Origin of the sequence: Granulosicoccus antarcticus IMCC3135 (assembly GCF_002215215.1) — a bacterium.
GTDB classification, from domain to species: Bacteria; Pseudomonadota; Gammaproteobacteria; order Granulosicoccales; family Granulosicoccaceae; genus Granulosicoccus; species Granulosicoccus antarcticus.
In genome coordinates, this window is the sequence record NZ_CP018632.1 from 5,488,850 (window position 1) to 5,513,588 (window position 24,739).

The 24,739-nt window shown below is 53.9% G+C and carries 18 protein-coding genes and 1 other RNA gene; 7 read left to right on the forward strand and 12 right to left on the reverse strand.

Annotated features, from left to right (window positions below; genetic code table 11):
- Window positions 1–52 precede the first annotated feature (52 nt).
- The 3 genes from ndk to nrdR form a co-directional block, all read right to left on the reverse strand.
- Window positions 53–484, reverse strand: a complete 432-nt coding sequence (gene ndk / locus IMCC3135_RS23780) for a nucleoside-diphosphate kinase (protein ID WP_088919858.1) — start codon at window positions 482–484, stop codon at window positions 53–55.
- A 68-nt stretch (window positions 485–552) separates the two neighbouring features.
- On the reverse strand, window positions 553–1,137 hold the full coding sequence (locus IMCC3135_RS23785) for an MFS transporter (protein WP_088919859.1): 585 nt from the start codon (window positions 1,135–1,137) through the stop codon (window positions 553–555).
- 93 nt (window positions 1,138–1,230) lie between these two features.
- On the reverse strand, window positions 1,231–1,767 hold the full coding sequence (gene nrdR, locus IMCC3135_RS23790) for a transcriptional regulator NrdR (protein WP_088919860.1): 537 nt from the start codon (window positions 1,765–1,767) through the stop codon (window positions 1,231–1,233).
- Between the two features lie 240 nt (window positions 1,768–2,007).
- On the opposite strand from nrdR, the gene IMCC3135_RS23795 reads away from it, so the two are divergent.
- Window positions 2,008–2,991: a malate dehydrogenase gene (locus IMCC3135_RS23795; protein WP_088919861.1), complete on the forward strand. Its 984-nt coding sequence runs from the start codon at window positions 2,008–2,010 to the stop codon at window positions 2,989–2,991.
- An 83-nt stretch (window positions 2,992–3,074) separates the two neighbouring features.
- On the opposite strand, the gene IMCC3135_RS23800 is transcribed toward IMCC3135_RS23795, so the two are convergent.
- Both IMCC3135_RS23800 and msrP read right to left on the reverse strand, forming a co-directional pair.
- A complete protein-coding gene (locus IMCC3135_RS23800; RefSeq protein WP_088919862.1) occupies window positions 3,075–3,695 on the reverse strand; it encodes a protein-methionine-sulfoxide reductase heme-binding subunit MsrQ in 621 nt (206 codons plus the stop codon).
- 56 nt (window positions 3,696–3,751) lie between these two features.
- Window positions 3,752–4,717: a protein-methionine-sulfoxide reductase catalytic subunit MsrP gene (msrP, locus tag IMCC3135_RS23805; protein WP_088919863.1), complete on the reverse strand. Its 966-nt coding sequence runs from the start codon at window positions 4,715–4,717 to the stop codon at window positions 3,752–3,754.
- A gap of 301 nt (window positions 4,718–5,018) precedes the next feature.
- On the opposite strand from msrP, the gene IMCC3135_RS23810 reads away from it, so the two are divergent.
- Entirely contained in the window at window positions 5,019–7,061 is a 2,043-nt protein-coding gene (locus IMCC3135_RS23810; protein ID WP_157736237.1) for a DUF4011 domain-containing protein, read from the forward strand.
- Between the two features lie 58 nt (window positions 7,062–7,119).
- On the opposite strand, the gene IMCC3135_RS23815 is transcribed toward IMCC3135_RS23810, so the two are convergent.
- The 7 genes from IMCC3135_RS23815 to IMCC3135_RS23845 form a co-directional block, all read right to left on the reverse strand.
- The gene (locus tag IMCC3135_RS23815) at window positions 7,120–8,031 is read right to left on the reverse strand and encodes an HAD-IIA family hydrolase (RefSeq protein ID WP_169727521.1); all 912 of its coding nucleotides are present in this window, start codon (window positions 8,029–8,031) and stop codon (window positions 7,120–7,122) included.
- Window positions 8,032–8,115: 84 nt separating this feature from the next.
- On the reverse strand, window positions 8,116–8,925 hold the full coding sequence (phnE, locus tag IMCC3135_RS23820) for a phosphonate ABC transporter, permease protein PhnE (protein ID WP_088919866.1): 810 nt from the start codon (window positions 8,923–8,925) through the stop codon (window positions 8,116–8,118).
- A complete protein-coding gene (gene phnE / locus IMCC3135_RS23825) occupies window positions 8,922–9,761 on the reverse strand; it encodes a phosphonate ABC transporter, permease protein PhnE (protein ID WP_236994647.1) in 840 nt (279 codons plus the stop codon). Before phnE (IMCC3135_RS23825) ends, phnE (IMCC3135_RS23820) begins: the two co-directional genes overlap by 4 nt.
- Window positions 9,762–9,764: 3 nt before the next feature.
- The gene (phnC, locus tag IMCC3135_RS23830; RefSeq protein ID WP_088919867.1) at window positions 9,765–10,538 is read right to left on the reverse strand and encodes a phosphonate ABC transporter ATP-binding protein; all 774 of its coding nucleotides are present in this window, start codon (window positions 10,536–10,538) and stop codon (window positions 9,765–9,767) included.
- Window positions 10,539–10,609: 71 nt separating this feature from the next.
- A complete protein-coding gene (gene phnD / locus IMCC3135_RS23835) occupies window positions 10,610–11,560 on the reverse strand; it encodes a phosphate/phosphite/phosphonate ABC transporter substrate-binding protein (protein ID WP_088919868.1) in 951 nt (316 codons plus the stop codon).
- Between the two features lie 290 nt (window positions 11,561–11,850).
- Window positions 11,851–15,765: a phosphoribosylformylglycinamidine synthase gene (purL, locus tag IMCC3135_RS23840; protein ID WP_088919869.1), complete on the reverse strand. Its 3,915-nt coding sequence runs from the start codon at window positions 15,763–15,765 to the stop codon at window positions 11,851–11,853.
- A 171-nt stretch (window positions 15,766–15,936) separates the two neighbouring features.
- The gene (locus IMCC3135_RS23845; RefSeq protein WP_088919870.1) at window positions 15,937–16,815 is read right to left on the reverse strand and encodes a DUF481 domain-containing protein; all 879 of its coding nucleotides are present in this window, start codon (window positions 16,813–16,815) and stop codon (window positions 15,937–15,939) included.
- A 241-nt stretch (window positions 16,816–17,056) separates the two neighbouring features.
- Here IMCC3135_RS23845 and ssrA point away from each other — a divergent pair.
- From ssrA to IMCC3135_RS23870, 5 genes are all read left to right on the forward strand, one after another.
- Window positions 17,057–17,430: a transfer-messenger RNA gene (gene ssrA / locus IMCC3135_RS23850) on the forward strand.
- A 319-nt stretch (window positions 17,431–17,749) separates the two neighbouring features.
- The gene (locus tag IMCC3135_RS23855; protein WP_088919871.1) at window positions 17,750–19,759 is read left to right on the forward strand and encodes a glycoside hydrolase family 16 protein; all 2,010 of its coding nucleotides are present in this window, start codon (window positions 17,750–17,752) and stop codon (window positions 19,757–19,759) included.
- A gap of 126 nt (window positions 19,760–19,885) precedes the next feature.
- A complete protein-coding gene (locus IMCC3135_RS23860; protein ID WP_205737690.1) occupies window positions 19,886–20,905 on the forward strand; it encodes a 3-oxoacyl-ACP synthase III in 1,020 nt (339 codons plus the stop codon).
- Window positions 20,902–23,592: an alpha/beta fold hydrolase gene (locus tag IMCC3135_RS23865; protein ID WP_088919873.1), complete on the forward strand. Its 2,691-nt coding sequence runs from the start codon at window positions 20,902–20,904 to the stop codon at window positions 23,590–23,592. Before IMCC3135_RS23860 ends, IMCC3135_RS23865 begins: the two co-directional genes overlap by 4 nt.
- Before the next feature lie 84 nt (window positions 23,593–23,676).
- Window positions 23,677–24,726 carry an NAD-dependent epimerase/dehydratase family protein gene (locus tag IMCC3135_RS23870; protein ID WP_088919874.1) on the forward strand — a complete coding sequence of 350 codons (1,050 nt, stop codon included), beginning with the start codon at window positions 23,677–23,679 and terminating at the stop codon, window positions 24,724–24,726.
- The last annotated feature ends 13 nt before the right edge of the window (window positions 24,727–24,739 follow it).

A 24,739-nucleotide genomic window follows, 5' to 3' on the forward strand; every position in this document is an offset into this window, starting at 1 on the left:
AAGTATTAGACAAGTATAAGGCCACTCGGTTTACAACGTTACTGAATCGGTCTTAACGAGTGCGTGGGCAAACGCCATCATCACCGAAGAAAAATGCGATTTCCTGAGCAGCAGTATCTGTTGCATCGGAACCGTGACAGGCGTTCTCATCGATGGACGATGCGAAACGCTTGCGGATAGTGCCTTCAGCAGCTTCTGCAGGGTTAGTTGCACCCATGACTTCACGATGTGCCAGTACGGCATTCTCGCCTTCCAGAGCCTGCACCATGACAGGACCGGATGTCATGAAGCTGACCAGGTCGTTGTAGAAAGGACGCTCCTTGTGGACCGCATAGAACTCGCCAGCCTGCTCTGTAGTCAGGTGCATCATGCGAGCAGCAACAACCTTCAGACCTGCCTTTTCGAAGGTGCTGTAGATTTCACCAATTACGTTCTTGGCAACGGCATCGGGCTTGATGATGGAAAGTGTACGTTCAACGGCCATGCGGCACTCCTGAAAAATAGTTTGAAATGGAAATCAGTCAACCCACCATTGTAGCGGATTTGACAGTACTACTGGCCTCGGGAATTACTCAAACGTATGCTTTTCGAGGTCAATGGCAGTTGTGACGAGGTATCAAAGGTTGCTCCTGCCTCAGCGCCAGCGCGTGCGATGTCCTTGGCACTCTTGTAGCGATCATAAACAGCGTGCATGGCTCCCAATGCGTAACTGGCACCTGAACCCACCGCCCAGAAGCGCGTGTACTCATAAACTTCCCGCAAGGCAAACAAACCGAAGATGCCATTCGAATTAACGAAAACCGCATCAATCTGCGTTGTCTCGTAGGGATCTTCCTCAGAATCCTTCGGATTCAGATAATAGTGCTCCTTGAGTACCGGGTGCAGGCGAATCAGACTGTCGAACGCCGCATCGCGACTGGAGAAGTCAGCTTTCACCTCTTTGTCGTTGAAGGCACGCTCGGCAACCAGCATATGCGCAGCACTGCCGACTATGCCCATATGTGTCCGGCCAAAGGTCTGAATCTTGGAATGATTGGCATCCATGGAACTGGACAGGCGAGTGTCGCCGAAGGTCGTCAACGTATCGGCAGCTATACAGGCAGTTGAACCCTTTCGAACCACGACTATTGTAGACAAGGTATTGTTTTCTCTCGGTTATATGCAGTTAAGCATGGGGGCAAAGCACAGCGTTTCATCATCATCCGGCAAACGTAGTCTGCAAACGCTGACTCAGTCACTTGCCCCGCCACCTTTCATGTCCTTACTATCAGGTAGCAGGGATAACTGGCTGGCCAGATCATCCGAGCTACGCTCAGGGCTTCGCTCCAGCGTATCAAGGGCTTCCCGGAACGCGGCAGCATCGGCAAATTGTCGATAAACAGAGGCAAACCGGATATAGGCAACCTGATCCAGCTGCTTCAACTCTTCCATCACCCACTCACCAATACGCCGAGCATCGATCTCCCGCTCACCGGCGACCAGACAGCGGTGTTTTACACGCGCCACTGCCTCATCAATCAGCTCGACACTGACCGGACGCTTTTCCAGCGACTTCTGGAAACCGGCCTGCAGCTTCTTGTCAGAAAATGGTTCTCGATTACCACGGGACTTGACGATTCGGGGAAGGTTCAGTTCCGCAGTTTCATAAGTGGTAAATCTCTCTTCACACTCCGTACATTCCCGTCGACGACGGACCTGGTCGCTATCGCCCACCAGTCTTGAATCTACAACGCGTGTATCGATAGCACCACAGAACGGGCACCGCATGAGTGCACTCCTTATAAGGGTGGGCTGCGAAACGTGGGCCGCAGGGTACCACAAGCGCCTGTGTTAACATGCGCCCGCGCCTGATAGTACTGGCTGCGCCATCAAAACTGATGGTTTGACTTCAGACAGACCCGATAGGTGCCGCCAGCACAAGACGTCAGTATTAAGATGGGCTGCTATTCGAACACCTGTTCGCTCTGCCAGCCGAAACCATTGCGAATATTAAAGGATGTATTGACTATGAGCCAGCCGAAACGCATCGCCATCACTGGTGCTGCCGGACAGATCTGCTACTCCATGTTGTTCCGCATCGCCGCCGGTGACATCTATGGACCTGATCAACCTGTCAGCCTGCACCTTCTGGAAATCACCCCTGCTCTTGGCATGCTCGAAGCCGTCAAGATGGAACTGGATGATTGCGCCTTCCCACTATTGAACGACGTTATTGTCACTGATGATCCAAGAGTTGCTCTGGACAAGGTCGATGCAGCCCTCTTCGTTGGTGCCAAACCACGTGGACCTGGCATGGAACGTAGTGACCTGATTACTGACAATGGCAAGATTTTCAGTTCCCTGGGCGCCATTCTCAATGAAGTAGGTTCACCAGACTGCAAGGTCTGTGTTGTCGGCAACCCTGCCAACACCAACGCCTACATTCTCAAGGCCAATGCACCGAACATCAACCCACGCAACATCACAGCCCTGACACGACTGGATCACAACCGTGCAATCTCACAGCTGGCCGGCAAAACCGGCTCTACAGTTGCAGACATCAACCGCATGGTTATCTGGGGCAATCATTCCACCACACAGGTGCCTGATATCTCCTACGCCACGGTCAACGGCAAAGCGGCCAGCGACATGGTTGACAAAGCCTGGGCCCAGGAAGAATTCATTCCGACTGTTGCCAAACGTGGTGCAGCCGTCATCAACGCTCGTGGTAGCTCCAGTGCGGCATCAGCTGCTAATGGCGTCATTGACCACATGGCCACCTGGATTCAAGGCACACCTGCCGGCGACTGGACCAGCATGGCTGTATTGAGCGATGGCAGCTATGGTATCGATGAAGGCCTGATCTACTCCTTCCCGGTCGAGTGCAAGGATGGCGAATACACCATCGTCAGCGATCTGGATGTAAGCGACTTCATTCGCGAGAAGATGCTGGCCAGCCAGCAAGAACTGCGCGAAGAGCGTGACACGGTTGCAGATCTGCTACCTGGCTGATCGCAGACGTATCCAGGCGTCACTCTAGCCGGTGCAAACCGGCAAAGAGTGACGCCTTTTTATATCCCGGCTTTATATCCCTGCTAACGCAGCAGTTTTACGAACCGATAGCCCAACAGCACAATCAGTATGGCCAGATAGACAAAAGGCTCGATCAAATCGCCTTTCGCCAGCCAGACGTAATGCACCACGGCCGCAGCGCCCGCCACATAGACCCCGCGATGCAGACTGACCCAGCGTTTACCCAAACGCTTGACCATCCCCCGGGTTGATGTCCCGGCCAGTGGTATCAGAATCAGCAACGCCATGGTTCCGGCCAGAATATAAGGCCGCTCTGCCAGATCCTCCCAGATGGCTGCCACATCAAGCTGCTGGTCCAGAACCAGATAGATGGACACATGCAGAAAGACATAGAAAAACGCAAACAGACCCAGCATTCGACGTAGCTTCAAAGGCCAGGTTTTTTTCAACAAACCCCTCAATGGCGTCACACAAAGGCTGATCAGCAACATTCTGATAGCCAACGTACCAGTGGTATCTGTCAGCGCATCAATCGGGTTGGGGCCCAGGCCGCCAGTGAGAAGCGACTGCACCAGATAGACAAAGGGCGTCAAAGCCAGCACAAAGACCACAGGCTTCAGGATCGACTGCCAGCGAAGTGCCGGCAGTCCGAGCCTATTGGTAGCTGCTATTGATTCACTCATGCAGGCTTTATCGCCAGAGCACCGAAGAATCTGAAGGTTTCAACGAACACAACAGATCAATGAAATTTCTGCAGATCCATGCCTTCATACAAACTGGCCACCTGCTCGGCGTAGCCATTCATGAAGCGGGTTTCCGACTTTGAAGAGAACAGAGAGGACAGACCACCGGTATCACCCGACAGGCGTCTTTCCTTGGCCTGGCTCCAGCGTGGATGACTACGATCCGGATTCACATTACTGTAAAAGCCATACTCAGAGGGCCCAGCCATGTTCCAGCTGGTCTCTGGCTGTTTTTCCACGAAACTGATCCGTACCACCGACTTGATACTCTTGTAGCCATACTTCCAGGGCACCACCAGACGTAGCGGTGCGCCATTCTGGGCCGGTAGCTCCTCACCGTAGAGCCCCATCGCCATCAGTGTCAGCGGGTGCATGGCCTCGTCCATCCGCAAGCCCTCACGATACGGCCATTGCAGCACGTTACGCTTGACGCCAGGCAAGTCCTCCTGCACGACAGTTTCAAAGGCAACATACTTCGCCTTCGAGTTGGGCTCTGCACGCTTGATCAGATCTGCCAGTGGAAAACCGTTCCAGGGGATGACCATTGACCAGGCTTCCACACAACGCATGCGGTAGATTCGCTCTTCAATGGCATGCGGCTTGAGAATGTCTTCAAGGGTGAAGACACCCGGCTTGGCGCATTCACCGTCGATAGTGACGCTCCATGGCTCGGTCTTGAGCTGATCCGCATTGCGAGCCGGGTCGCCCTTATCGGTTCCCAACTCGTAGAAATTATTATAGGTGGTCACCGTCTCCAGGCTACTCAGCTCTTCATCGGTACTGAACGGACTTTTTACGATAGGACCCGATAATTGAGTTCCGGCAGCACTGGCCGGTGAAGCTATCAGCCCCGTAACCCCTGCAGCAGCGGCTGCCTGCAGCAACTGCCGGCGTTGTCGGAAGAGACGTTCATCAGTGATTTCACTACTGTGAATACCTGCCACTTTCATCCAATCTCGCATGATTACTCTCTATAAAATCCATTAATAACAAATACATCGGAACTCCTTCACCAAAACGCAAAGGGTGTCAATTATGAGTCTAGGACTCAGTTCAGCGGCATTAATTCCCTGCCGATGAACTGCATACGACATGCAAGCATGTTACGTCACAGCTCTTTTAGTACTTGATCGCTGCGTCAGATCACGTAAATTAAAAATATATTGCCAAAAACTTTGGCCCGAATCCTGAATCGAACTATCAGAATCAGCAGATCGCAGATGGATCTGTTCCCTTTCTCAGCCCAGGCGGACCCTATATCCCGTGGAAGTCTTGCAAGGAAATCAATCTGGCTCCAAACATTCCAGACGTCGTCTGGACAGAATAGCGCTGGGAGAGAACCGGGCGCTAGACTGGGGGCACCAGGAATCAGATATCGGTCTGCAGTGCGTTTCACCGCTGGAGCTGGCTGATATTCTCGCCCAATCCAACGGCTTTCTCGATCTGATACCACTGTCTGCTTCCAACGAGGCAGCAGAGCCATCGAGTGATGGCAACACAGCCAGCTCTACCACTGCGTGCGCCACTGCGTGCGCCACCGATCGCTGCAATCTGCACACCGTGCACGACTCGACTGATCTGCTACAGCGCTGCAAGAAAATTCTTGTTGAAAATGCCCTGATCAAAGACAAGGGCGATCGACAACTCTATCTGGCAGCAGGCTTTATCAGCTGGCCAGATGCAGCCAATGCAAACGCCAGACAGCGCGCCCCCTTGCTGCTCTACCCGGCATTGCTGGTGCGCATACCTGACGAACAGAATTATGAAATACGATTGACGGGGGATTCGCCCGAATATAACCAGACGCTCATCATTCATGCAGAGCAACGCTTTGGCGTCAAACTTCCTGCACAGGAAGATCCGCTGGCCTTGAGCAGTTTCTTCGACGAGGTTGCTGAGGCTATCCGCGAGGTACCCACACTGCAGCTAGAGCTCGACACTTGTCTGGGTAGCGCCGCTCTGCTCGTCCCCACGCAGAGATCTGCCGACAATGTCTCCCTTCCCGATGTACCCATGAATTTCGATGTCGGACTGGCGATGAGCATAACCGGCAAGAAAAGCCTGCAACAACTGAGTGCCGTGCTCCAGCTGATTCCTGATTACAACCAGGTAGATGCACCAAGCACACCCGAACCTGCCCCTCTACCCTCATCACCCAGCATTGCCAGTTTGCGCAAGTACGCCGTTAGACTCGCCGCCGAAGGCCTGGATCATGTTGAATTCAGACAACTGACCACCCTGCCCGACGTCATCGGAAAATGGACTAGCGCTGTATCCACAGCTCTGGATTGCGAGACAATCAAGACTGTGCTGCGAATGCCTGAACTGTCCGCACGCGAACTTATCAGACTCGCCGGCATTATCGAACTGATCGACAAGGCACCGAACAATATTGAAAGTCTGGGTCATGCCGACCTGTGCTACGCCAACAGCACCATCTTGCTGCGACGTGCGCGGCATCAGGCAAAACTGATCGAGGATGAACTCACGGGCCTGCAAGAGCACTTCGTGATGGACAAGGTACCCGGCAAATCCCAGCTTCTGAGCCTGCTCTCCGAATTGAGTGTAACGGTGGAGCGCGGACCCGAACTTGTCGATTCCACCTATTTCAATGCACGGCGGCAGTTCATGGAATTCAGCATTCACAAGAGTGCACACCTGACTGCCGAGCACCGTCGTTTGTTATCCCAGCTGGCCAAGGTCATGCGCTTTCGGGAGTTGTTCGTCAATAACACAGAGTACCGAGCGGCACTGGGGCCAGGCTATCGGGGCTTGCGCACCGATTGGGATGTTCTGACGCATACGTGTGAATATGCACGGGAACTGGCTGATGTTCTGCAATCAGAGACCTTAGCCAGCCAGATATTACGTAACTGGACCGCCTTTCGAGCCGCCTACAGCGTGGAACTCGAGTTATTGCAGAATGCCGCGGAGGCCTGCAGACGTTTATTGGGTACTGTTGGTACTCGCTGGCAAACTCAGACCGCAGCGTCCCTGACCGTGCATGCCCAATTGATTGCCTCTCGCCTGACAGAATGGCGAACAACCTACGGCTCAATGGATAATCACGCTGACAAGACACCAGCCATGGTGCTATCCAGTTTTTCCGGACGTTCGCATGACGACATTCTGGTAGAAACCCAGGTTGATGAAACTCGCACTCGCATCAATCGTCAGCTGCAGGATGGAGAAATTCGGCGCGAACAGATTACCGATACCCTGAAATGGTTATTGGCTGCCAGCCAGGCAGCAACCGATCATGATCTGGATATCGATGCCATCGTGGAGCACTTGCAGATAGCCTGACGATCACGGGTTCGTGAAATGAATCGGCCATTCATTCATTTCACGAACCCCAAGTCACTCAGGTAGTGGGCACGATGAAATCGGGACGAATACCACTGCGAACAATCGCCTGCTCCAGATCCAACCCTTTCATCAAGCCATGATCGGTGACCAGTACGGTTCGCCAGCCTGCCTGTGCACCACCCAGAATGTCGGTATGCAAGGTGTCTCCCACCATGGCTATCCGCTGTGGATCAATACCTTCCAGAGTTTCGCGAACGATAGCGAAGGCATTGTCAAACGGCTTGCCAAAGAACTCTGGCGTAGCCAGGCCACTGTCCGCAATATCGTGAGCATATAGCCCTGGTTCTCGCGACAAACCACCCGGGTGTGGGGCGACCAGATCTGGATTACCGACCAATACCGGTCGCGGACGCCTGATCAAGGACGCCTTCAGCATATCCTGGCGCTCAACTGTCCAGCCTCCCGTTCCCAGTAGCACGAAACCATCACATTGGTCATAGACCATGGCATCAGAGCCCAGCAGTACTGAGCGAGGTGCCAGCAGCTCCAGATCTGATTCTTCAAGCGCTGCAAATCCCCAGAATGCATCAGCATACTGTGCCAGTGCTCTTGCCAGAGCATCACGGCTGGATACCACTTCCTGCGCATCGAAATGCATGCCCCAGTTTTCATACTTGGCACGCGTGGTGGTTACCGGAAAGCTTGCACCATTGGTCAACACGCGAACCTGTTTGCCTCGTGCCTGCAGGGCAGCGACGCGTTCAACAGCACCCGGAACAGTTCTGGCCCCGACGTTGAGTACGCCAAAACCATCGAGAACAAAGCAGTCAATTTCATCACACAGCTCTTCCAGATGAGCCCGGTGAATGGATTTTTCAGGGAATGTCGCCTTCGGCAGACGTGGTTGTATCGCTTCGTATCGCGCGACAGCCTCTGCCGCCGTAGGCGGAGTATCACCTTTGATCATGATTTGTTTTTCATTGCAGATTACCGGCATTATGCCGGAGAGAGCCGCCGCACAAATATTGTTGTAACGTGTCTGGGCACAAACTCAGATTATGGCGTGTCTGACACGCGCCGACACCCACTCACTAATCACGACAGTGCCGAGGATGACAACAAATATCATGGTCACCTGCGGCCATGCCAGTGTATTGAGCGAGGCCTGCAACTGCACACCGATGCCACCGGCTCCCACCAATCCAAGAATCGTCGATTCGCGAATATTGATATCCCAGCGAAACACTGAAATGCCATAAAAAGCAGGCATTATCTGCGGCACGATTCCGTAGTTGAGAATCTGCGCACGCGAGGCACCTGTTGCCGTCACCGCCTCAATCTGGAGGATATCCGTCTCTTCTATGGCCTCATACAGCAGCTTGGCCACAAAACCGATTGAGCGCAGACCAATGGCTATGATCCCCGACAACAGCCCGGGACCAATGATGGAGACCAGCAGTAGCGCCCAGATCAGCGAGTTGATGGAACGCGAGGCAACAATGATGAACAAGGCGACCGGTCGCACGAAATACCTGCTGGGTGTTGTATTACTGGCAGCAAGAAAGGCGATGGGAATAGCGACGATAATGCCCAGCATGGTGCCCAGAGTTGCAATATTGAGGGTATCCCACAACGGCACCCATAATTTATCGATATAGCTCCAGCGCGGTGGAAACATACGGCCGCCCAGGTCTGCCGCCTGACGTGGAGCATCGGAGACGAACGCCCAGATCGTGTCCTTGGTCATTACTTGCCAGCAAAATACGCACAAGGCGACCAGCAGCAACCAGGCAAACCAGATTGCCAGACGCTTGCCCGTGGTGCGGTGCTGCCAGACCGGTGTCGTTTCGTTCTTGCTCATTGCACCCACTTCCTGACAAAGCCTGAGGAATACTCCGCCAGCATGACGATAAAAATAATGATCAGCAGAATGGCTCCAGCCGAGTCGAACTCGTAGCGATCAATGGCCGTGTTCAAGGTGGCGCCAATGCCACCTGCCCCTACGATACCGATAACAGCGGATTCGCGGAAATTGATATCCAGACGATACAGGGACAAACCGATGAGGCGCGGCATGACCTGTGGCTGCACGGCGTAGTTGATCAGCTGCAGCCAGGAGGCTCCGGTCGCCTTGACGGCTTCTGTCTGACTTTCATCAATATCTTCGATATCCTCTGCCAGCAACTTGGCCATGAAGCCGATGGTGGCAAAGCTCAACGTCAGAAACCCCGCGAACGGGCCAAAACCGAACATCGCAACAAACAGGATGGCAATGATGATTTCCTGCAGTGAGCGTGACAGGGCAATGATTGAACGGCAGACATAATAGACAGCCTTGGGCGCCACATTTCGAGCACCGCCAATACCAATCGGTATGGATAGCAACACCCCTGCAACCGTGGAGGTCAGGGTCATGGTCAGGCTCTCGACCAGACCTGCTGATATGTCTTTCCAGCGCGTGGTGAAATCGGGTGTCAGAAATCCCTTGATGAATCTCCAGCCTCGCTCCAGCCCTTCAGAAACACGAACCCAGTTGACCTCGATGCTACTGACAGCGAAATAGAACCAGATGATGGCCAGTGTCCAGAGCGTCCAGCGCAGCCAGGTGCGTTTAATCAGGACCGGTGGCCGCTTGAAGCTATCCGGATAACGGCTATAAGCCGCAGTCGGTGCCTGCTTGTCGATTGCGTCCGCCACGATTCAGTCGGATTCCGTATCGTTGTCCAGCGTTGTCCAGTCCTCTTCCCCATAAATGCGGGTGAGCACGGTATCGGTCAGCTCGGCCGGTGTTCCATCGAACACGATAGCGCCGGCTTTCAAGCCAATCAGACGCTCGGTAAACTGTTTGGCCAGCACCACATCATGAATGTTGATGATGGCGGGCAAGTGTTGTTCATTGCAGATCTCCAGCAACAAGCGCATGATCTGGCGTGAAGTTTTAGGGTCCAGTGATGCAGTCGGTTCATCAATCAACAGCAGCTCTGGGTCCTGCTCCAGTGCCCGGGCAATCCCCACTCTTTGCCGCTGCCCACCAGACAGGGCGTCTGCCCGCTTACCCGCATGCTGCATCAGCCCCACGCGATCCAGCAAAGCAAAGGCTTTCTGGACATCCGCCTTCGGATAGCGTCGCAGAAAACTGCGCCAGAATGAAACATACCCCAGACGTCCAGACAAGACGTTTTCCATGACACTGAGGCGTTCGACCAACGCATACTCCTGGAAGATCATGCCGATGCGCCGACGCACCGAACGCAACTCTCGGCTGGACATACCGGTAATCACCGTACCGCCCAGACTTATACTGCCGCTAGTCGGCTCAACCAGGCGGTTGATGCATCTGATGAGGGTTGATTTACCGGCCCCTGAAGGCCCGATAAGACCCACCACCTGGCCGGCTGGAATACTGAAACTGACATCATCGAGGGCTTTGTCGCCAGCAGCATAGATCTTGGAAACGCGAGTAACTTCGAGCAAAGGTTTGATTCTCCGGAAATAAAACAGGCCCGATGATCATCGGGCCTGCTCAGACAGGCTATAGCCAATTTTTACTGGCAGCTGTATTCCACGCCATTGGCGTCATCAATCTTGCGAATGACTTCCCATTCCTTCTTGAAGGTAATGGGAACGAACTGAGCTTCGCCCGACTTGCTGAATTCAGCTTCCAGTGACGTGCCTGCCCATTCGAATGAAGCGAAGGCTTCCTGGATTTTCTGTTGCAGCTCAGCGTTCAACGTGTTGGCGAGGCCATAGCTGGTGGTTGGAAAGGTTTGCGACTTGTAGATCGACTTGATCTGCTCAGGCTTCACGACGTCCCGGCTCAACATGCGCTTGAGTACCGAATTGGCAACGGCTGCAGCGGGATAATCCTTGTTGGCAACACCCAGTATGGAATTATCATGCTTGCCGGAGAATACCGGCTCGAAGTCCTTGCCAGATTCCATGTTGTAGTCAGCCTTCAAGATCGCTGAAGGTGCCTTGAAGCCTGAATTGGATGTCTCGGCAGTAAAGGCAATCTTGCCGCCCTTGATATCTTCGACCGTCTCGATACCAGAACCAGGGAAGGTGATGATTTCCATTTCGTAGCCGTATGAACCATCAGCACTGGCCATCATGGTGAAGGGCCGGAAACCACCACAGGCAACGGCCAGTGGGTTTGAACCGGTGTTGAAGCCGGCAATATGCAAACGTCCGGCACGCATGGCTTCAATCTGTGCGGCGTTGGATTGAACGGGGAAAAACTGTATTTTCTTGCCAGTCACAGTGGATACGTGATCGAGGAAATCAGACCAGACTTCAGCATAAACCGCAGGATCTTCGACTGGCGTGTAGGCAAATATCAAGGTGCCGGGGTCAGTCTGTTCGGAGGCATCTGGAATATCGGCAACCAGATCTCCGTCCATATCGGAGTAACGCGAATCCAGCTTGAACTCTGCCGATGCCGGCAAGCTGAGAGAGACTGCAAATGCAGCAGCTGCTGCAATTATGGTGCGTTTCATTATCGGTACATTCCTCGAAATAGCATGAAAGATAACATCGGGAATAGCACGATCAGGCACACCCTGAACTTGTCGACGCTGAGTTCGCGCAAGCCATGGATGAACCAAAGTGCAATTCGAGCCGACAAGTGTATTCATTCAATATTGATTATTCATGAAACAGGCTGAGAACACCATGCTTCATGAGCAATCAGGCAAATCAATGCCGCTGGTTCGACAAGCAGTCACCCACAAAGCGCTCACTGCGTCACAAGTAGTACGCCGGAGCCTGATAGCTCCGGCACTCTTGATTAGCCTACCCAGACTCGAGCGTTTTCAAACATTCTCAACCAGGGACCGTTCTCGCCCCAGGCAGGTGGAGCCCAGGAATTGGTGACCGTCCGGAAGACACGCTCGGGATGCGGCATCATGATCGTGACCCGACCATCATCGTTGCACAGGCCGGTGACGCCGAATGGGGATCCGTTCGGATTCAGCGGATAGGTCTCAGTCATTGCGCCCTGATTATCAACATAACCCAGGCAAACTGAGGCCACCTGAGCCTGCTCAATCTGATCGAAGACCACACGGCCCTCACCATGAGCCAAAGCCACTGGCAATCTGGAACCCACCATATCTGTCAGGAATAACGAAGGAGACTCGTAGATCTCGACCGTTGCCACGCGTGCCTCGAACTGTTCGGACTCGTTTCTCTCAAAACGCGGCCAGTTATCCGTCCCCGGAATCAGACTCTTCAGACGCGACATCATCTGACAGCCGTTGCACACACCCAGCGAGAAGGTGTCATCGCGTTCGAAATAATTGCGGAACATGGCAGAGAGCTGTTCGCTGAACAATACCGAGTTCGCCCAGCCACCACCGGCACCCAACACGTCACCGAATGAGAAACCACCACAGGCAACCAGGCCCTTGAAGCTTGCCAGATCATGACGCCCTTCAAACAGATCACTCATATGAACATCCACGGCATTGAATCCTGCTCGCTCAAACGCGGCAGCCATCTCAAAGTGCCCATTGACCCCCTGCTCACGCAGAATAGCCACCGAAGGACGCGTCAGCAGTAACTGCGGAGCGGCCTCAATCAGAGAGCTCGCCGGATCAAAACTCAATCGCGGTGAAATACCCGGATCGTCATCACGGCTGATGTGCTCCAGCTCTTCATCGGCAGAGTCGGGATTGTCGCGCAGGCGCTGCATGTGATAGCTGGTCTGCCACCACTGTATACGCAGCTCCTGGATAGTTTCGCTCATCAGAAGCACACTTCCCTGCCAGATCTGCAGTTCGTTTGAGTCGGTAGGTTCTCCCAGTGCATGAACAAGCTCACTCAGTCCATGCGCGTCGAAAATGGCCATGACCTGAGCAAATTGATCGCGCCGTACCTGCAGGACCCCTCCCAGCTCCTCATTGAACAGGCTTGCGATAGCATCACTGGGCAAGCTATTCAGATTGACCTTGATACCGCAATTACCGGCAAAGCCCATCTCAGCCAAGGTCACAAACAAGCCACCATCGGAGCGATCATGCCAGGCCAGTACCAGCTCTGCCCGAATGAGTTCCTGCAGCGCATTGAACAGACCTTTGAGCAAGAGAGGATCGTCGACATCCGGCGCCGTACTACCCACCTTGCCGTATACCTGGGCCAACGCCGATCCACCCAGACGGTTCTTGCCGGCTCCAAGATCGATGAGCAACAGATCCGTCTCACCACAATCTTCACGAAGTTGGGGAGTCAGGGTCTTGCGCACATCATTCACAGCCGCAAACGCTGTTACAACCAATGACATGGGAGCCGTGACGCTGTGGTCACCAGCCTCATCCTGCCAGACCGTCCTCATGGACAGAGAATCCTTGCCAACCGGAATGGCAATGCCTAGCGCCGGTGCCAGTTCGAGTCCAACAGCCTGCACGGCATCGAACAAGGCGGCATCTTCGCCCGGATAACCACTGGCCGCCATCCAGTTTGCTGAAAGTTTGACATCACTGACCTGGCCGATGTCAGCGGCTACGATATTGGTCAATGATTCGGCAACCGCCATACGTGCAGAAGCGGCGGCATCCAGTACAGCTATGGGAGAACGCTCACCCATGGCCATAGCCTCACCGGTATAGCCACGAAAATCGGCGACCGTCACGGCAACATCCGCTACCGGCATTTGCCAGGGACCAACCAGCTGATCACGCACCACCTGCCCGGTGATACTGCGATCGCCGATAGTGATCAGAAAGTTCTTGGCAGCCACTGCAGGCAACTGCAGGACTCGTCCAACCACATCCTCGATATCCATAGTTGCAGTATCAAGATCATCGGAGGCTCCTGGTCGATGAGTTGCATTTATCTCCAGCTTGGGCGGCTTGCCCAGCAGGACATCCAGTGGCATATCGACCGGAAAATTATCAAATTCTGCATCGGATACCCGTAACACACGCTCCTCGGTTGCCTTGCCGACAACCGCGTAAAGACAGCGCTCACGCTGGCACAGCGATTCGAACAACGGCAGGCGCTCACTGATGATGGCCAGTACATATCGCTCCTGCGACTCGTTGCTCCAGATGGCCATGGGCGACATGCCAGGCTCATCATTGAGTATTGATCGCAATTCAAAAGCCCCACCACGCGCTGCATCATTGACAAGCTCCGGCAAGGCATTGGACAGTCCACCGGCACCGACATCGTGCACAGACAGAACCGGACTGGCATCACCCAAGGCAATGCAGCGATCAATCACTTCCTGACAACGTCTCTGCATTTCCGGGTTACCGCGTTGCACCGATGCGAAATCCAGTTCGCTGTCGCCTGCACCACTGGCCACCGAAGAGGCCGCCCCACCACCCAGACCAATCAGCATGGAGGGCCCACCCAGTACAACGATATCGGCACCGGCTGGCACCGCCTGCTTTTCGATATTGCCGGCACGGATGCTGCCCATGCCGCCTGCGATCATGATGGGCTTGTGATAACCGCGTATTTCACTAACGGATGCTGCTGCGCCTGCAACCGGTACTGACTGGCAGTAGGTCCGGAAGTAACCGGTCAGGTTGGGCCGACCAAATTCATTGTTGAATGCCGCGGCACCGATAGGGCCCGCCTGCATGATTTCAAAGGCACTGGCCAACCTGTCGGGTTTGTCGTTTTCAATCTCCCAGGGTTGCGACCAGTTCGGGATATTCAGGTTGGAGACGGTGAATCCACATAAACCGGCCTTGGGCTTGGAACCGTTGCCCACGGCACCTTCGTCCCGAATTTCACCACCAGAGCCTGTTGCAGCTCCCGGAAACGGTGAAATAGCGGTCGGGTGATTGTGAGTCTCAACCTTGATCTGGATATGAACCGGCTCTTCATACGACTGATAGGCACCATCGGCACCGGCCAGCCAGCGATGCGCTGTATGCCCTTCGATGACAGCCGCATTATCGTGATAGGCAGACAACACGCCATCAGGTGAGCTCTTGTAGGTATGCCGAATCATGTCGAACAGCGATTGTTCCTGAACCTTGCCGTCCAGAGTCCAGTTGGCATTGAATATCTTGTGACGACAATGCTCCGAGTTGGCCTGTGCGAACATCATGAGTTCGGCATCACTCGGATCTCTTTGCAAGCGCGAGAAATTGGCTTCCAGATAATCCAGCTCATCACTCGACAGAGCCAGCCCCATCTGTTGGTTGTGCGCTTCCAGTGCCGCCTTGCCACCTTCCAGTACCGGCACGGTAATCAGGGGCGCAGGGGGTGCGATTTCAAACAGCAGGTGCTGTTGTTCGGGTAATTCGATAAGGGATTCGGTCATGCGGTCATGTAGCAGCTGACGCGCCTGATGAATACTGGCCGCTGACAGACTGCTGGGATCAAGCCCCTCGAAGTGGTATTGCACGCCCCGTTCGACGCGCTTGACAGCACTCATGCCGCATCGGCCAACGATATCGCTTGCTTTCGAGGACCATGCCGAGCGCGTACCGAGTCGTGGCACTGCATTGACCTGCCAGCCAGCACCAACCGCCTGATAGTGATCATCAGCCAGCAACAGCGTGCTCAGACGTTGCCGATGTACCGGATCCAGCTCGATCGGTACGCCATTAGCGACATCGAGCTGTACAAAGTAGACATATCGGGCCGAAACGGCCTGAAAAAGCGCATCCACTGAGCGCAATTGCTTGAGCAATTGTTCCTGCCGGAAACTCGACAAGGCATTGGCGCCGGATAAACAGAGCATGGGGAGTTCTCGCACGGTAACTTGAAAGCTGGCCGGATGCACTCAAATGCGGCAACGTGCGCTCACTATTGATCGCTGCGTTCCCGGATTTCCGGCCCGGACCACGCAATGATACTGGATGTAGGGAGCCGCGGCAGGACGCACGCGGCTCCGGGTACTAACTGAGCTCGATCAGATGTCGACAACAAGGTTCAGACTGGTAACACTGTCACTGTTTGAATCCAGCGGGCTGTCGCCAGATGACAGGTCACTGTTGCTGCGTGAGAAGTGAGCAATCTTGAAGGCCAGCTTCTCGGAAACTTTGAACGCGATGCCCAGACCGACTTCCACAAAGGTATTGTCGCTGCCAAAGTCACTGCGCAAATCAGCGTTGAATGTCACTTCTTCGGTGATGTGGTTGAGGTAGTTAAGACCAATGTAGCCAATTCCACCATTCACATCATCACCCAGCACCAGGTCAGTATTCTTGTTACCCAGACCGACTTCAGCGGTCAGAAAGCCCGTGGCGTCAGAAAAGAAACGATGACCGACACCCAGAATCTGGCGAGTTGCCGAATCGATGTTGCCTGGCTCATCCTGTTCCCAGTCAAGAATACCGAAGAAGTAGGTTTTAGGCGTGTAGTAGAACTTTGGCTGGTAACCCAGCGCCAGGCGATCTGAGTTATCACCTTTGACGATGGTGCGCTGCGGGCGTCCGTCGTCACCGGTTATGGGATTGCCTTCCTGATCTCTTTCAACGATGACAATAGAAGAAGTACCTTTGAAGACAGAACCGAACACCAGGTGCTCCCAACGATTAACTGTTTTGCTCAATCGTATGGAACCATTGATGTTGCTGGCTTCAGCGTTACCGGTAGAACTGGTCGCACCCAGTGATGCTGTTCCGCGCCATCCCTGAAAGGTAGAACCAAAACCGGATTCCTGTGCCTCGGCGTCCTTGGGCTCAGCATCCTGTGCTGCGACCATGCCAGAGGTGCAAAGTGTGCCTGCAACCAGAAGACTGGCAAAAGTTTTTTTCAATGTGCGTTGTGTCATAGAGCTGATCATCATTCCTGCATTATTGTTGTGAAACGTTAGTATGGATCAGCTTAAGTCATTGATTTTATGGGACACGTTCTTTAACAATCCCTCCCCCTACATCTAACCTCTTCTAATAATTCTTGACACTTTTTTGGGTACGCGTAAAGCCGAAATATGCTAGTGAATCGCAATTAACGTAAATTTGTGCCGGGGACATTGAATTACGTGGCGTACACCCGCATACTAGCGAGGCAGGAAAGTTACGACCACCGGGGCTGACATGGTTTCGACGGGAGTTGCAAACCCTGAGGTGCATGCCGAGGCTTCAGATTACCTCGTAAATCCAGCTGAAAACTTATAGTTGCTAACGATGACAACTACGCAATGGCCGCATAACTAGACCTTAGGGTTTAGTTGTACGTACTACCCCGTTCCGGATCTGCCTGTGGGTTTGGGCGGGGGCAATAGACACAGGATCGCGAGAAGGGTCGCCCTTACACCGGATCGCTAAACCAATAATGGGCTCGCTGCTCTTTATGGTGCCCGTCCTGCACTGTAGCGGCTAAAGCCAATGACGGAACTAAGCATGTAGTACCAATGGCAGAGTGCTTTCGGACGGGGGTTCGACTCCCCCCAGCTCCACCAACGCCTAAAAGGCCCGAACGTTGTTCGGGCCTTTTTTTTGCCTGACACAAACAGGCTGACGTCAATAAACGGACCACCCGGCGAACTGAAAACACCACCAACCTGTAAATTGTGTAATCAAGCCTGTTCAATGACGGCAAAGTTCTTGCAATACTTTGTCAGGCAATTAAAAAGAGTCAGAGCTGGTTAACAAACAGATTTCCAGAAATGGAATGCAGGAACGATTGTCAGCCATCCGTGGCCAAAAGATCATGTAACCCTGCTGAATTCGGATTGGATACTGCACGCTAATGCAGTATTCCCACCGGACTTCCAACTCATGCTTAAAATTCGGAGCTCCCTGCTCGCCCCCACGGCTGCTTTGCTTATGACACTAGCGCCTGTCATGGCACATGCAAACGCCCGCCCTGTCATCGCTCCCCTACCCGACATGGATGTACAAGTCGGTGAAACCGTACAGGTCAGAGTCATTCCCAGCGATGCCGATGGTCATGTACCGGCGTTAAGACTGATCAATCCGCCATCAGGATCAACTTTCTTTGATAACCGCGACGGCACGCGAACATTTGCATGGACGCCACAGACAAAAGATAAAGGTGTGGTAGAAATCACCTTCGAAGCTGCTGACGCAAAAGACTCTTCCCTCAAAACAGTCAGACAGCTGTACATCAGTGTCGTTACGAGCAAGGAAACAAACCTTGCCCCCAGCATAAAGCCACTCAGTGATCAGACAATCACGCTGGGCTCGCAATTTGATTTTCAGGTCATACCCGTCGACCCTGAAGGTCATGTGCCCTCTTTACGAGCAACTCCAATGCCAGAAGGTGCCCGTTTCGACGACAACCGTGATGGAACACGTCAATTTCAATGGACACCTCAGACAGCGCCAACAACTGTCGAAGTAACCTTCAAGGCCATCGACGCCGATGATCGCACCCTGTTCAATACACAAACAGTGACCTTGAAAGTACTCAATGCGCCAGATACCACACCAGGCAGCACATCAGACGATAACAACTCCACCACAACAGACCTTTCATACAACAGCCCACCTCCATCCTACAGCTCTGACGAGCAGGAACCTGCGCTGGGCCAGGGCTCCAACACCTCCACTGAAACAGATGATCTCGTCGACCCAAAGGTCGTTGCGCTCAAAACCTTTACCTCACATACGACACTTGGCTTCACCGGTGAACTCAGTGAGGACAGTATTCATGTGAGCTGGAACGAAGATCCCGAAGCCCTTGGTTATAACGTTTACCGCCAGGGAAAATACGTCACCACTGTCTGGAGCAACAGCTATACGGAACACGAACTCTTCGATCAGGACTACTACTACGAGATCCAGGCTTTTGATCAGACCAAGACAATCTATTATTACGTCGCTACAGGTCTGACGGTATCCGTCACAACCACAGGCAGGACTGATCCATCAAAGCCAAAATCCGATCCGGATCTACTGCAGGACTACGAACTGATCTTCGCAGACGAATTCAACGGTAACAGTCTGGACACCAGCAAGTGGAATACCTCGTTTCTCTGGGGAGACGACATCATCATCAACGGCGAGCTCCAGCACTACGTAGACATCAAGAATGAGCCGGATTTCGGTTATAACCCGTTCTCGTTTGATGGTGAAAGTCTGACCATCAACTCCATAGAAACACCCAGTGAACTAGCGCATAAAGCGTCCGGACAACCCTACCTGTCTGGCTTGATTACCAGTTACGACGCTTTGCAATTCGTCTACGGCTATGCCGAAACGCGAGCAAAAGTCACGTTCGGCAGAAGCTACTGGCCCGCATTCTGGCTACTCAATGCCTACTATGGCCAGGGTGGTGATGATCCTGAGATCGATATCATGGAATTCATCGGCCATGATCAGGACGTGGTGTATCACACCTATCACTACTACGATGAATACGGCCAGCTGCGCTCAACCAAATCCGAGCCCACTCCAGGTATCGATTACACCTCCGACTTCCACACCTTTGCAGTGGAATGGAAGCCGGGAACCATCATCTACTTCGTGGACGGGATTGAAGTACACCGTGTCACCAACTCTAAAGTGTCGCAACAATCGATGTACTTGATAGCCAATACGGCGATGGGTGGATGGTGGGCAGGAAATCCGGATGAGACGACTCCCTTTCCGGGCAAGTACATGATCGATTACATCCGTGTCTACCAGAGGGTTACGCCTTTTGACGATGTCATGCTCAATGACGACATGACAGAACTGCCTTATGCTGATGACATGCCAGGTAAAGTGGTGCCCAATCACCGCCCAACGCTTGAACAATGGCCTGCCGGCTACCCATATAAATAGGATTCGCACACTCAATCCCGCCCCAACAGGCGGGATTGAGCGAATAGCCCGATAAATCGCCCCACCGGCAAGCATCGCATCTCATGTCGTGCGAAAATTCCATATTCGCTGATGAAAGGGTGTGCTGTGTCTAATAATTTCCAATATCAATTCAATGACGTCGCTATCGTATCGATAGAGGCGTGCGATGCTCCTGTTGTGGTCACATCCGCCGCAATCGATGAAGCTCTCGCCCCGTTTCTGGAACGCGTAGGCGCTGAAACCGGGCTTTTGCAAAAACTCGCCGGAATAGAAGAACGTCGTCAATGGCCTGACGATATATCGTTTATCGAAGCCTCTGCTCTGGCTGGTGAAAAAGCGATAGCGGCCTCAGGAATCGATCCTAGCCGTATAGGCATGATCAGCAACACCAGTGTTTGTCGAGACCGCCTGGAACCTTCAAGCGCGGTATCGGTGCACGATCGACTCGGTCTGTCGCCACACTGCATCAATTTCGATTTGTCGAACGCCTGTCTGGGTTTCGTGAATGCCATGCATTTGGCAGGCACGCTCATAGAATCGGGTCAAATCGAGTACGCCCTCATCGTCGATGGCGAAGGTACCCGGGAAATTCAGCAAAACACGATAAACCGACTGCTCGACGAGCATTCGTCGATGGCCGATCTCTTTTCAAATTTCGCCAGTCTGACACTGGGCTCCGGCTCGGCTGCCATGATTCTGGGTCGCCATTCTACCAACCCGGGTAGTCACCGACTGGGCCGTGGCGAATTCAGGGCAGCCACCGAACACCATGATTTGTGCGTCGGCTCACTCGAAAGCATGCGCACTGATACCAGGGCACTACTGGAGGCGGGGACACAACTGGGCAAAATCTGCTGGGATCAGGCCGATAGCGACGACTGGGGTGACATGGATCGCTACATCATCCACCAGGTATCACGTGTTCACACGGCAGCCATGGTAGAAATCCTCGGTATTGATCACAAGCGTGTACCGTTGACCTTTCCGAAGTACGGCAATATCGGCCCTGCCGCAGTCCCCTTTACACTGGCAAAAGAGGCGGAAACGCTCAATGAAGGAGATCGCGTACTCCTCGTCGGAGTCGGTTCAGGGCTCAACGCCGCTTTCCTCGAAATAACCTGGTGAGCAATCGACCTACCGCACCTGCCAGTCTTCCTCCTGCAGGCATTGTCGGGCTTGAGCCCGAGTGGTCACGCTTGGTTCATACCCCGAAGATCGATGCAGTAGGTCGAACGTGGCATATCCTGGACTCCTGGGCTGATCGGTCGGACGATGCGACTCCGGCTCTGACACTGCTGTGTGTCCATGGCAACCCCTCCTGGTCCTTCCTGTGGAGGAGATTGCTGGCTCAGGTGATGGAGGCACACGGTGATCGGATCCGCCTCATCGCAGTCGATCAACTGGATATGGGCTTTTCTGAACGTACCGGTGTCAAACGTCCACTTGCGCAACGTATCGACGATCTGTGCCAACTCACAGACACTCTTCGCATTAAAGGTCCCGTTGTCACTGTTGCTCATGACTGGGGGGGACCTATCTCTTTAGGATGGGCCCTGCAGCATCTGCCCAAAGCCAACCCGGACGTATCAGAGAGCTCGGATTCAGTGCAACTGGCAGGGGTGGTGCTCACCAATACAGCGGTGCATCAACCACAAGGCTCGCCTGCGCCAGCGGTTATCCGTCTGATTCGCTCACCCCTGGTTCTCAGGAATGCCACGGTCAATACCCGTGCTTTCATTCAAGGGGCTATTGAAATGTCACGCCCGGCACTTGATGCCAGAGTGCGAGCCGGCTTTCATGCTCCGTACCTGAAACGTTCTCAACGTTCAGCGATCGCAGACTTTGTTGCTGATATTCCGCTTGATGCCAAGCATGAGAGTGCATCCACACTCGATGCGATAGCAACAGGCCTGACAGAACTCGCTCAGATTCCGGCCTTGTTGCTATGGGGGCCTCGGGACAAGGTCTTCAGCGATCTCTACCTTCACGACCTTGAACAGCGCCTACCGCATGCCGATGTCCATCGTTTCCCCGGTGCTGCACATTTTGTCTCAGAGGATGCCGATGTGGCCGGGGCTGTCATTGCCTGGATTGATCAATATCAGCTGGCCGTTAACGATCCGGCAAAAGCCTCGACCCACACAGCAGTCAGTCCTGATGTACCCGCACAGCCAGACAGACGAGCGCTGTCGGACTTTTCTGTAGCAACAGCGACAAACGATGCGATTGTCGAGATCGCCCCTGTTCATCGCAGCATCAGCTTTGGTGAGCTGACTGAGCGCGTTGATCATCTGGCTGCCGGCATGAACTCATTCGGTATCAATGCCGGTGATCGAGTTGCCGTCATGGTAACCCCGGGCATCGACCTTTGTCTGGCTGTCTATGGTTGCTGGCGACTCGGAGCGACATTGGTACTGGTCGACTCCGGACTGGGCAGGACCGGCATGCAGCGCGCCCTGCGAAGCGCCAATCCTGCCTATCTGATTGGCATCGACAAAGCCCTGATTGCAGCAAAGCTCTTGAGGTGGCCCGGAAAACGAATCGCTGTCGGCAAGCGCTCTTCTGTCATGAACAAGGCACTGAGCATTGCTTCAGACATGGCCACTCTGACAGAACGGGGCCGTGACCAGGCAACTCCGCCCTGGCCTGCCCCGGAGACGCTTGCAGCGCTAGCCTTCACATCAGGTTCAACCGGGCCGTCCAAAGGTGTTATTTATCGGCACCACCAGATTCAGGCGCAACGTGATGCGTTGATGTCGCTCTATCAGATTACGCAGAACGATCGATTGGTTGCAGCATTCGCACCGTTTGCTCTCTATGGACCCACCATGGGTATCACCTCCATCGTTCCAGATATGGATGTCACCTCCCCTGGCACACTCAATGCGCAGGCCCTGGCCGATGCTGTCAAGCTTGTCAATGCAACTCTGGTATTTGCCTCCCCTGCCGCGCTGGTCAATGTCATTGCAAGCAAATCGAAATTGACAGAGCCGCAACAGGCCGCCTGCTCGGATGTACGTCTGGTTCTCTCCGCTGGTGCACCGGTTAGAGCAAAGCTACTCACACAGGCAACCTCGATCTTTACCTGCGCTGATGTTCACACGCCCTACGGCATGACTGAAGCTTTGCCCATCGCCGATATCGCCTTGAGCGAATTGCAACAGATTGGCAAAGAAGCCGCTTCAGACAATCTGCATGCAGGTGGTGTTTGCGTTGGCCACCCACTGCCAGGCGTGCTGGTGCACATCGACCCTCTTGACCCACAGGGTGAACCCATGGGCCAGCTGTCAGGCGAGCCTGGCAAGCTGGGCGAAATCATGGTGCAGGCAGCCCATACACGAGATAGCTACGACAGACTGTGGCTGACAAACTACCGGGCATCACAGCCCGCCGGCTGGCATCGGACGGGCGACGTTGGTCAGCTCGATGCCACAGGCAGATTGTGGGTCGGTGGGCGACTGGGTCATATCATCACAACACCCAAGGGCGTTCTGGCACCGGTCGCCAGCGAGCAACGCATTGAATCCTTGTATGACATAACAGCGGCTGCCGTAGTGGGAGTCGGGCCTGTCGGCACACAAGTTGTGGTGGCCGTGGTCGAGCTGCTTCTCACACTGACGCCAAGGGGCGGTGCATCCATGGAACTGACAGAAAAAGTAAGAAAAGTTGTCGGTGAAGAGGTGGATATTGCAGCGGTTCTCGTGGTCAAAAAGCTGCCTGTCGATCGGCGTCATAACTCCAAGGTCGATCGAACAGCCGTTGCCCTTTGGGCAAGCCGGACATTATCAGGAGACTCGGTGGCATCGCTTTGAAGTGGCTGGGCCAATCTGAGTATGAGAATCTGTCTGTATAAACATAGGTGAACGCGCAGTGAATATGTCGAAGCAGGTGTTTCAGTGAAAGTACTTGTCACAGGTGCAACCAGCCTGATTGGTCGTCACGTCGTGTCTCGTCTTCTTGAACGAGGCGACCAGGTCACGGTACTGCAACGCCGCCCATCTGGCATTACAGGTGTTAGTGAAGTTTGCTGCGATATCGCAAGCTCACATGACACAGCGACTCACAGTTCTGGTCCCGGAACTGAATCCGAATCTGCCAACGGCAAAACCACAGAAGATTTACTGGCTAATGCTATGGAATCCAGGGATGCGGTCATCCATCTGGCCGCAAAAGTCAGCATCTCGGGTCGCTGGGATGCCTTTGAAGCAATCAACATCAAGGGTACCGAGCGGTTGATCAACACGGCAAAACGCTGTGGTGTCGCTCGTTTCGTTCATGTATCAACGCCCTCGGTCGCCCACGCCGGTCGGTCACTGATTGGCGCTCCTGCAGGTCAGGCGAATCCCGAGCAGGTACACGGCCACTATGCCCGCTCAAAAGCGATTGGTGAAAAAATAGCATTGGCCGCCAACGGCCAGGCCATGAAGGTTGTTGCCCTGCGCCCTCATATTGTCTGGGGACCCGGCGATACGCAGCTGATCAAACGCATTGTCGACCGCGCTCGCGCCGGACGCCTGCTGCTGGTAGGCAGTGCTCTGGCACTGATAGACACGACCTATATAGACAACGCTGCCGACGCCATTGTTGCAGGTCTTGATAACACGGATCGCGCAGCGGGCCATGCCCTGGTGATATCCAACGGGCAACCTCGAACCGTGAGTGAAATCATGCAACGCATATTAATCGCCTCTGGAATAGACATCCCATTGCGCCATGTTCCTGCAGGTGTTGCTATCACGGCAGGCACCGTGATTGAACATATCTGGCAAGCACTTAACCGGCAGGATGACCCTCCCATGACGCGCTTTCTTGCAGAGCAGCTCGCAACAGCCCACTGGTTTGATCAACGTGAAACTCATCGTTTACTGAACTGGCAACCCAGCATTGGTATTGAAGAAGGCTTCGAAAGACTGGCAGCTTTCGAACAGGCGGAGTCGAACAGCTAGCCCATAAAAACAG

Excerpts from the sequence above, each read along its gene's own strand:
- IMCC3135_RS23845 (WP_088919870.1), bottom strand. The coding sequence starts at position 16,815 with ATGATGATCAGCTCTATGACACAACGCACATTGAAAAAAACTTTTGCC.
- phnE (WP_088919866.1), bottom strand. The coding sequence starts at position 8,925 with ATGAGCAAGAACGAAACGACACCGGTCTGGCAGCACCGCACCACGGGC.
- IMCC3135_RS23815 (WP_169727521.1), bottom strand. The coding sequence starts at position 8,031 with ATGATCAAAGGTGATACTCCGCCTACGGCGGCAGAGGCTGTCGCGCGA.
- nrdR (WP_088919860.1), bottom strand. The coding sequence starts at position 1,767 with ATGCGGTGCCCGTTCTGTGGTGCTATCGATACACGCGTTGTAGATTCA.
- phnD (WP_088919868.1), bottom strand. The coding sequence starts at position 11,560 with ATGAAACGCACCATAATTGCAGCAGCTGCTGCATTTGCAGTCTCTCTC.
- ndk (WP_088919858.1), bottom strand. The coding sequence starts at position 484 with ATGGCCGTTGAACGTACACTTTCCATCATCAAGCCCGATGCCGTTGCC.
- purL (WP_088919869.1), bottom strand. The coding sequence starts at position 15,765 with ATGCTCTGTTTATCCGGCGCCAATGCCTTGTCGAGTTTCCGGCAGGAA.
- IMCC3135_RS23800 (WP_088919862.1), bottom strand. The coding sequence starts at position 3,695 with ATGAGTGAATCAATAGCAGCTACCAATAGGCTCGGACTGCCGGCACTT.
- IMCC3135_RS23855 (WP_088919871.1), top strand. The coding sequence starts at position 17,750 with ATGCTTAAAATTCGGAGCTCCCTGCTCGCCCCCACGGCTGCTTTGCTT.
- msrP (WP_088919863.1), bottom strand. The coding sequence starts at position 4,717 with ATGCGAGATTGGATGAAAGTGGCAGGTATTCACAGTAGTGAAATCACT.
- IMCC3135_RS23795 (WP_088919861.1), top strand. The coding sequence starts at position 2,008 with ATGAGCCAGCCGAAACGCATCGCCATCACTGGTGCTGCCGGACAGATC.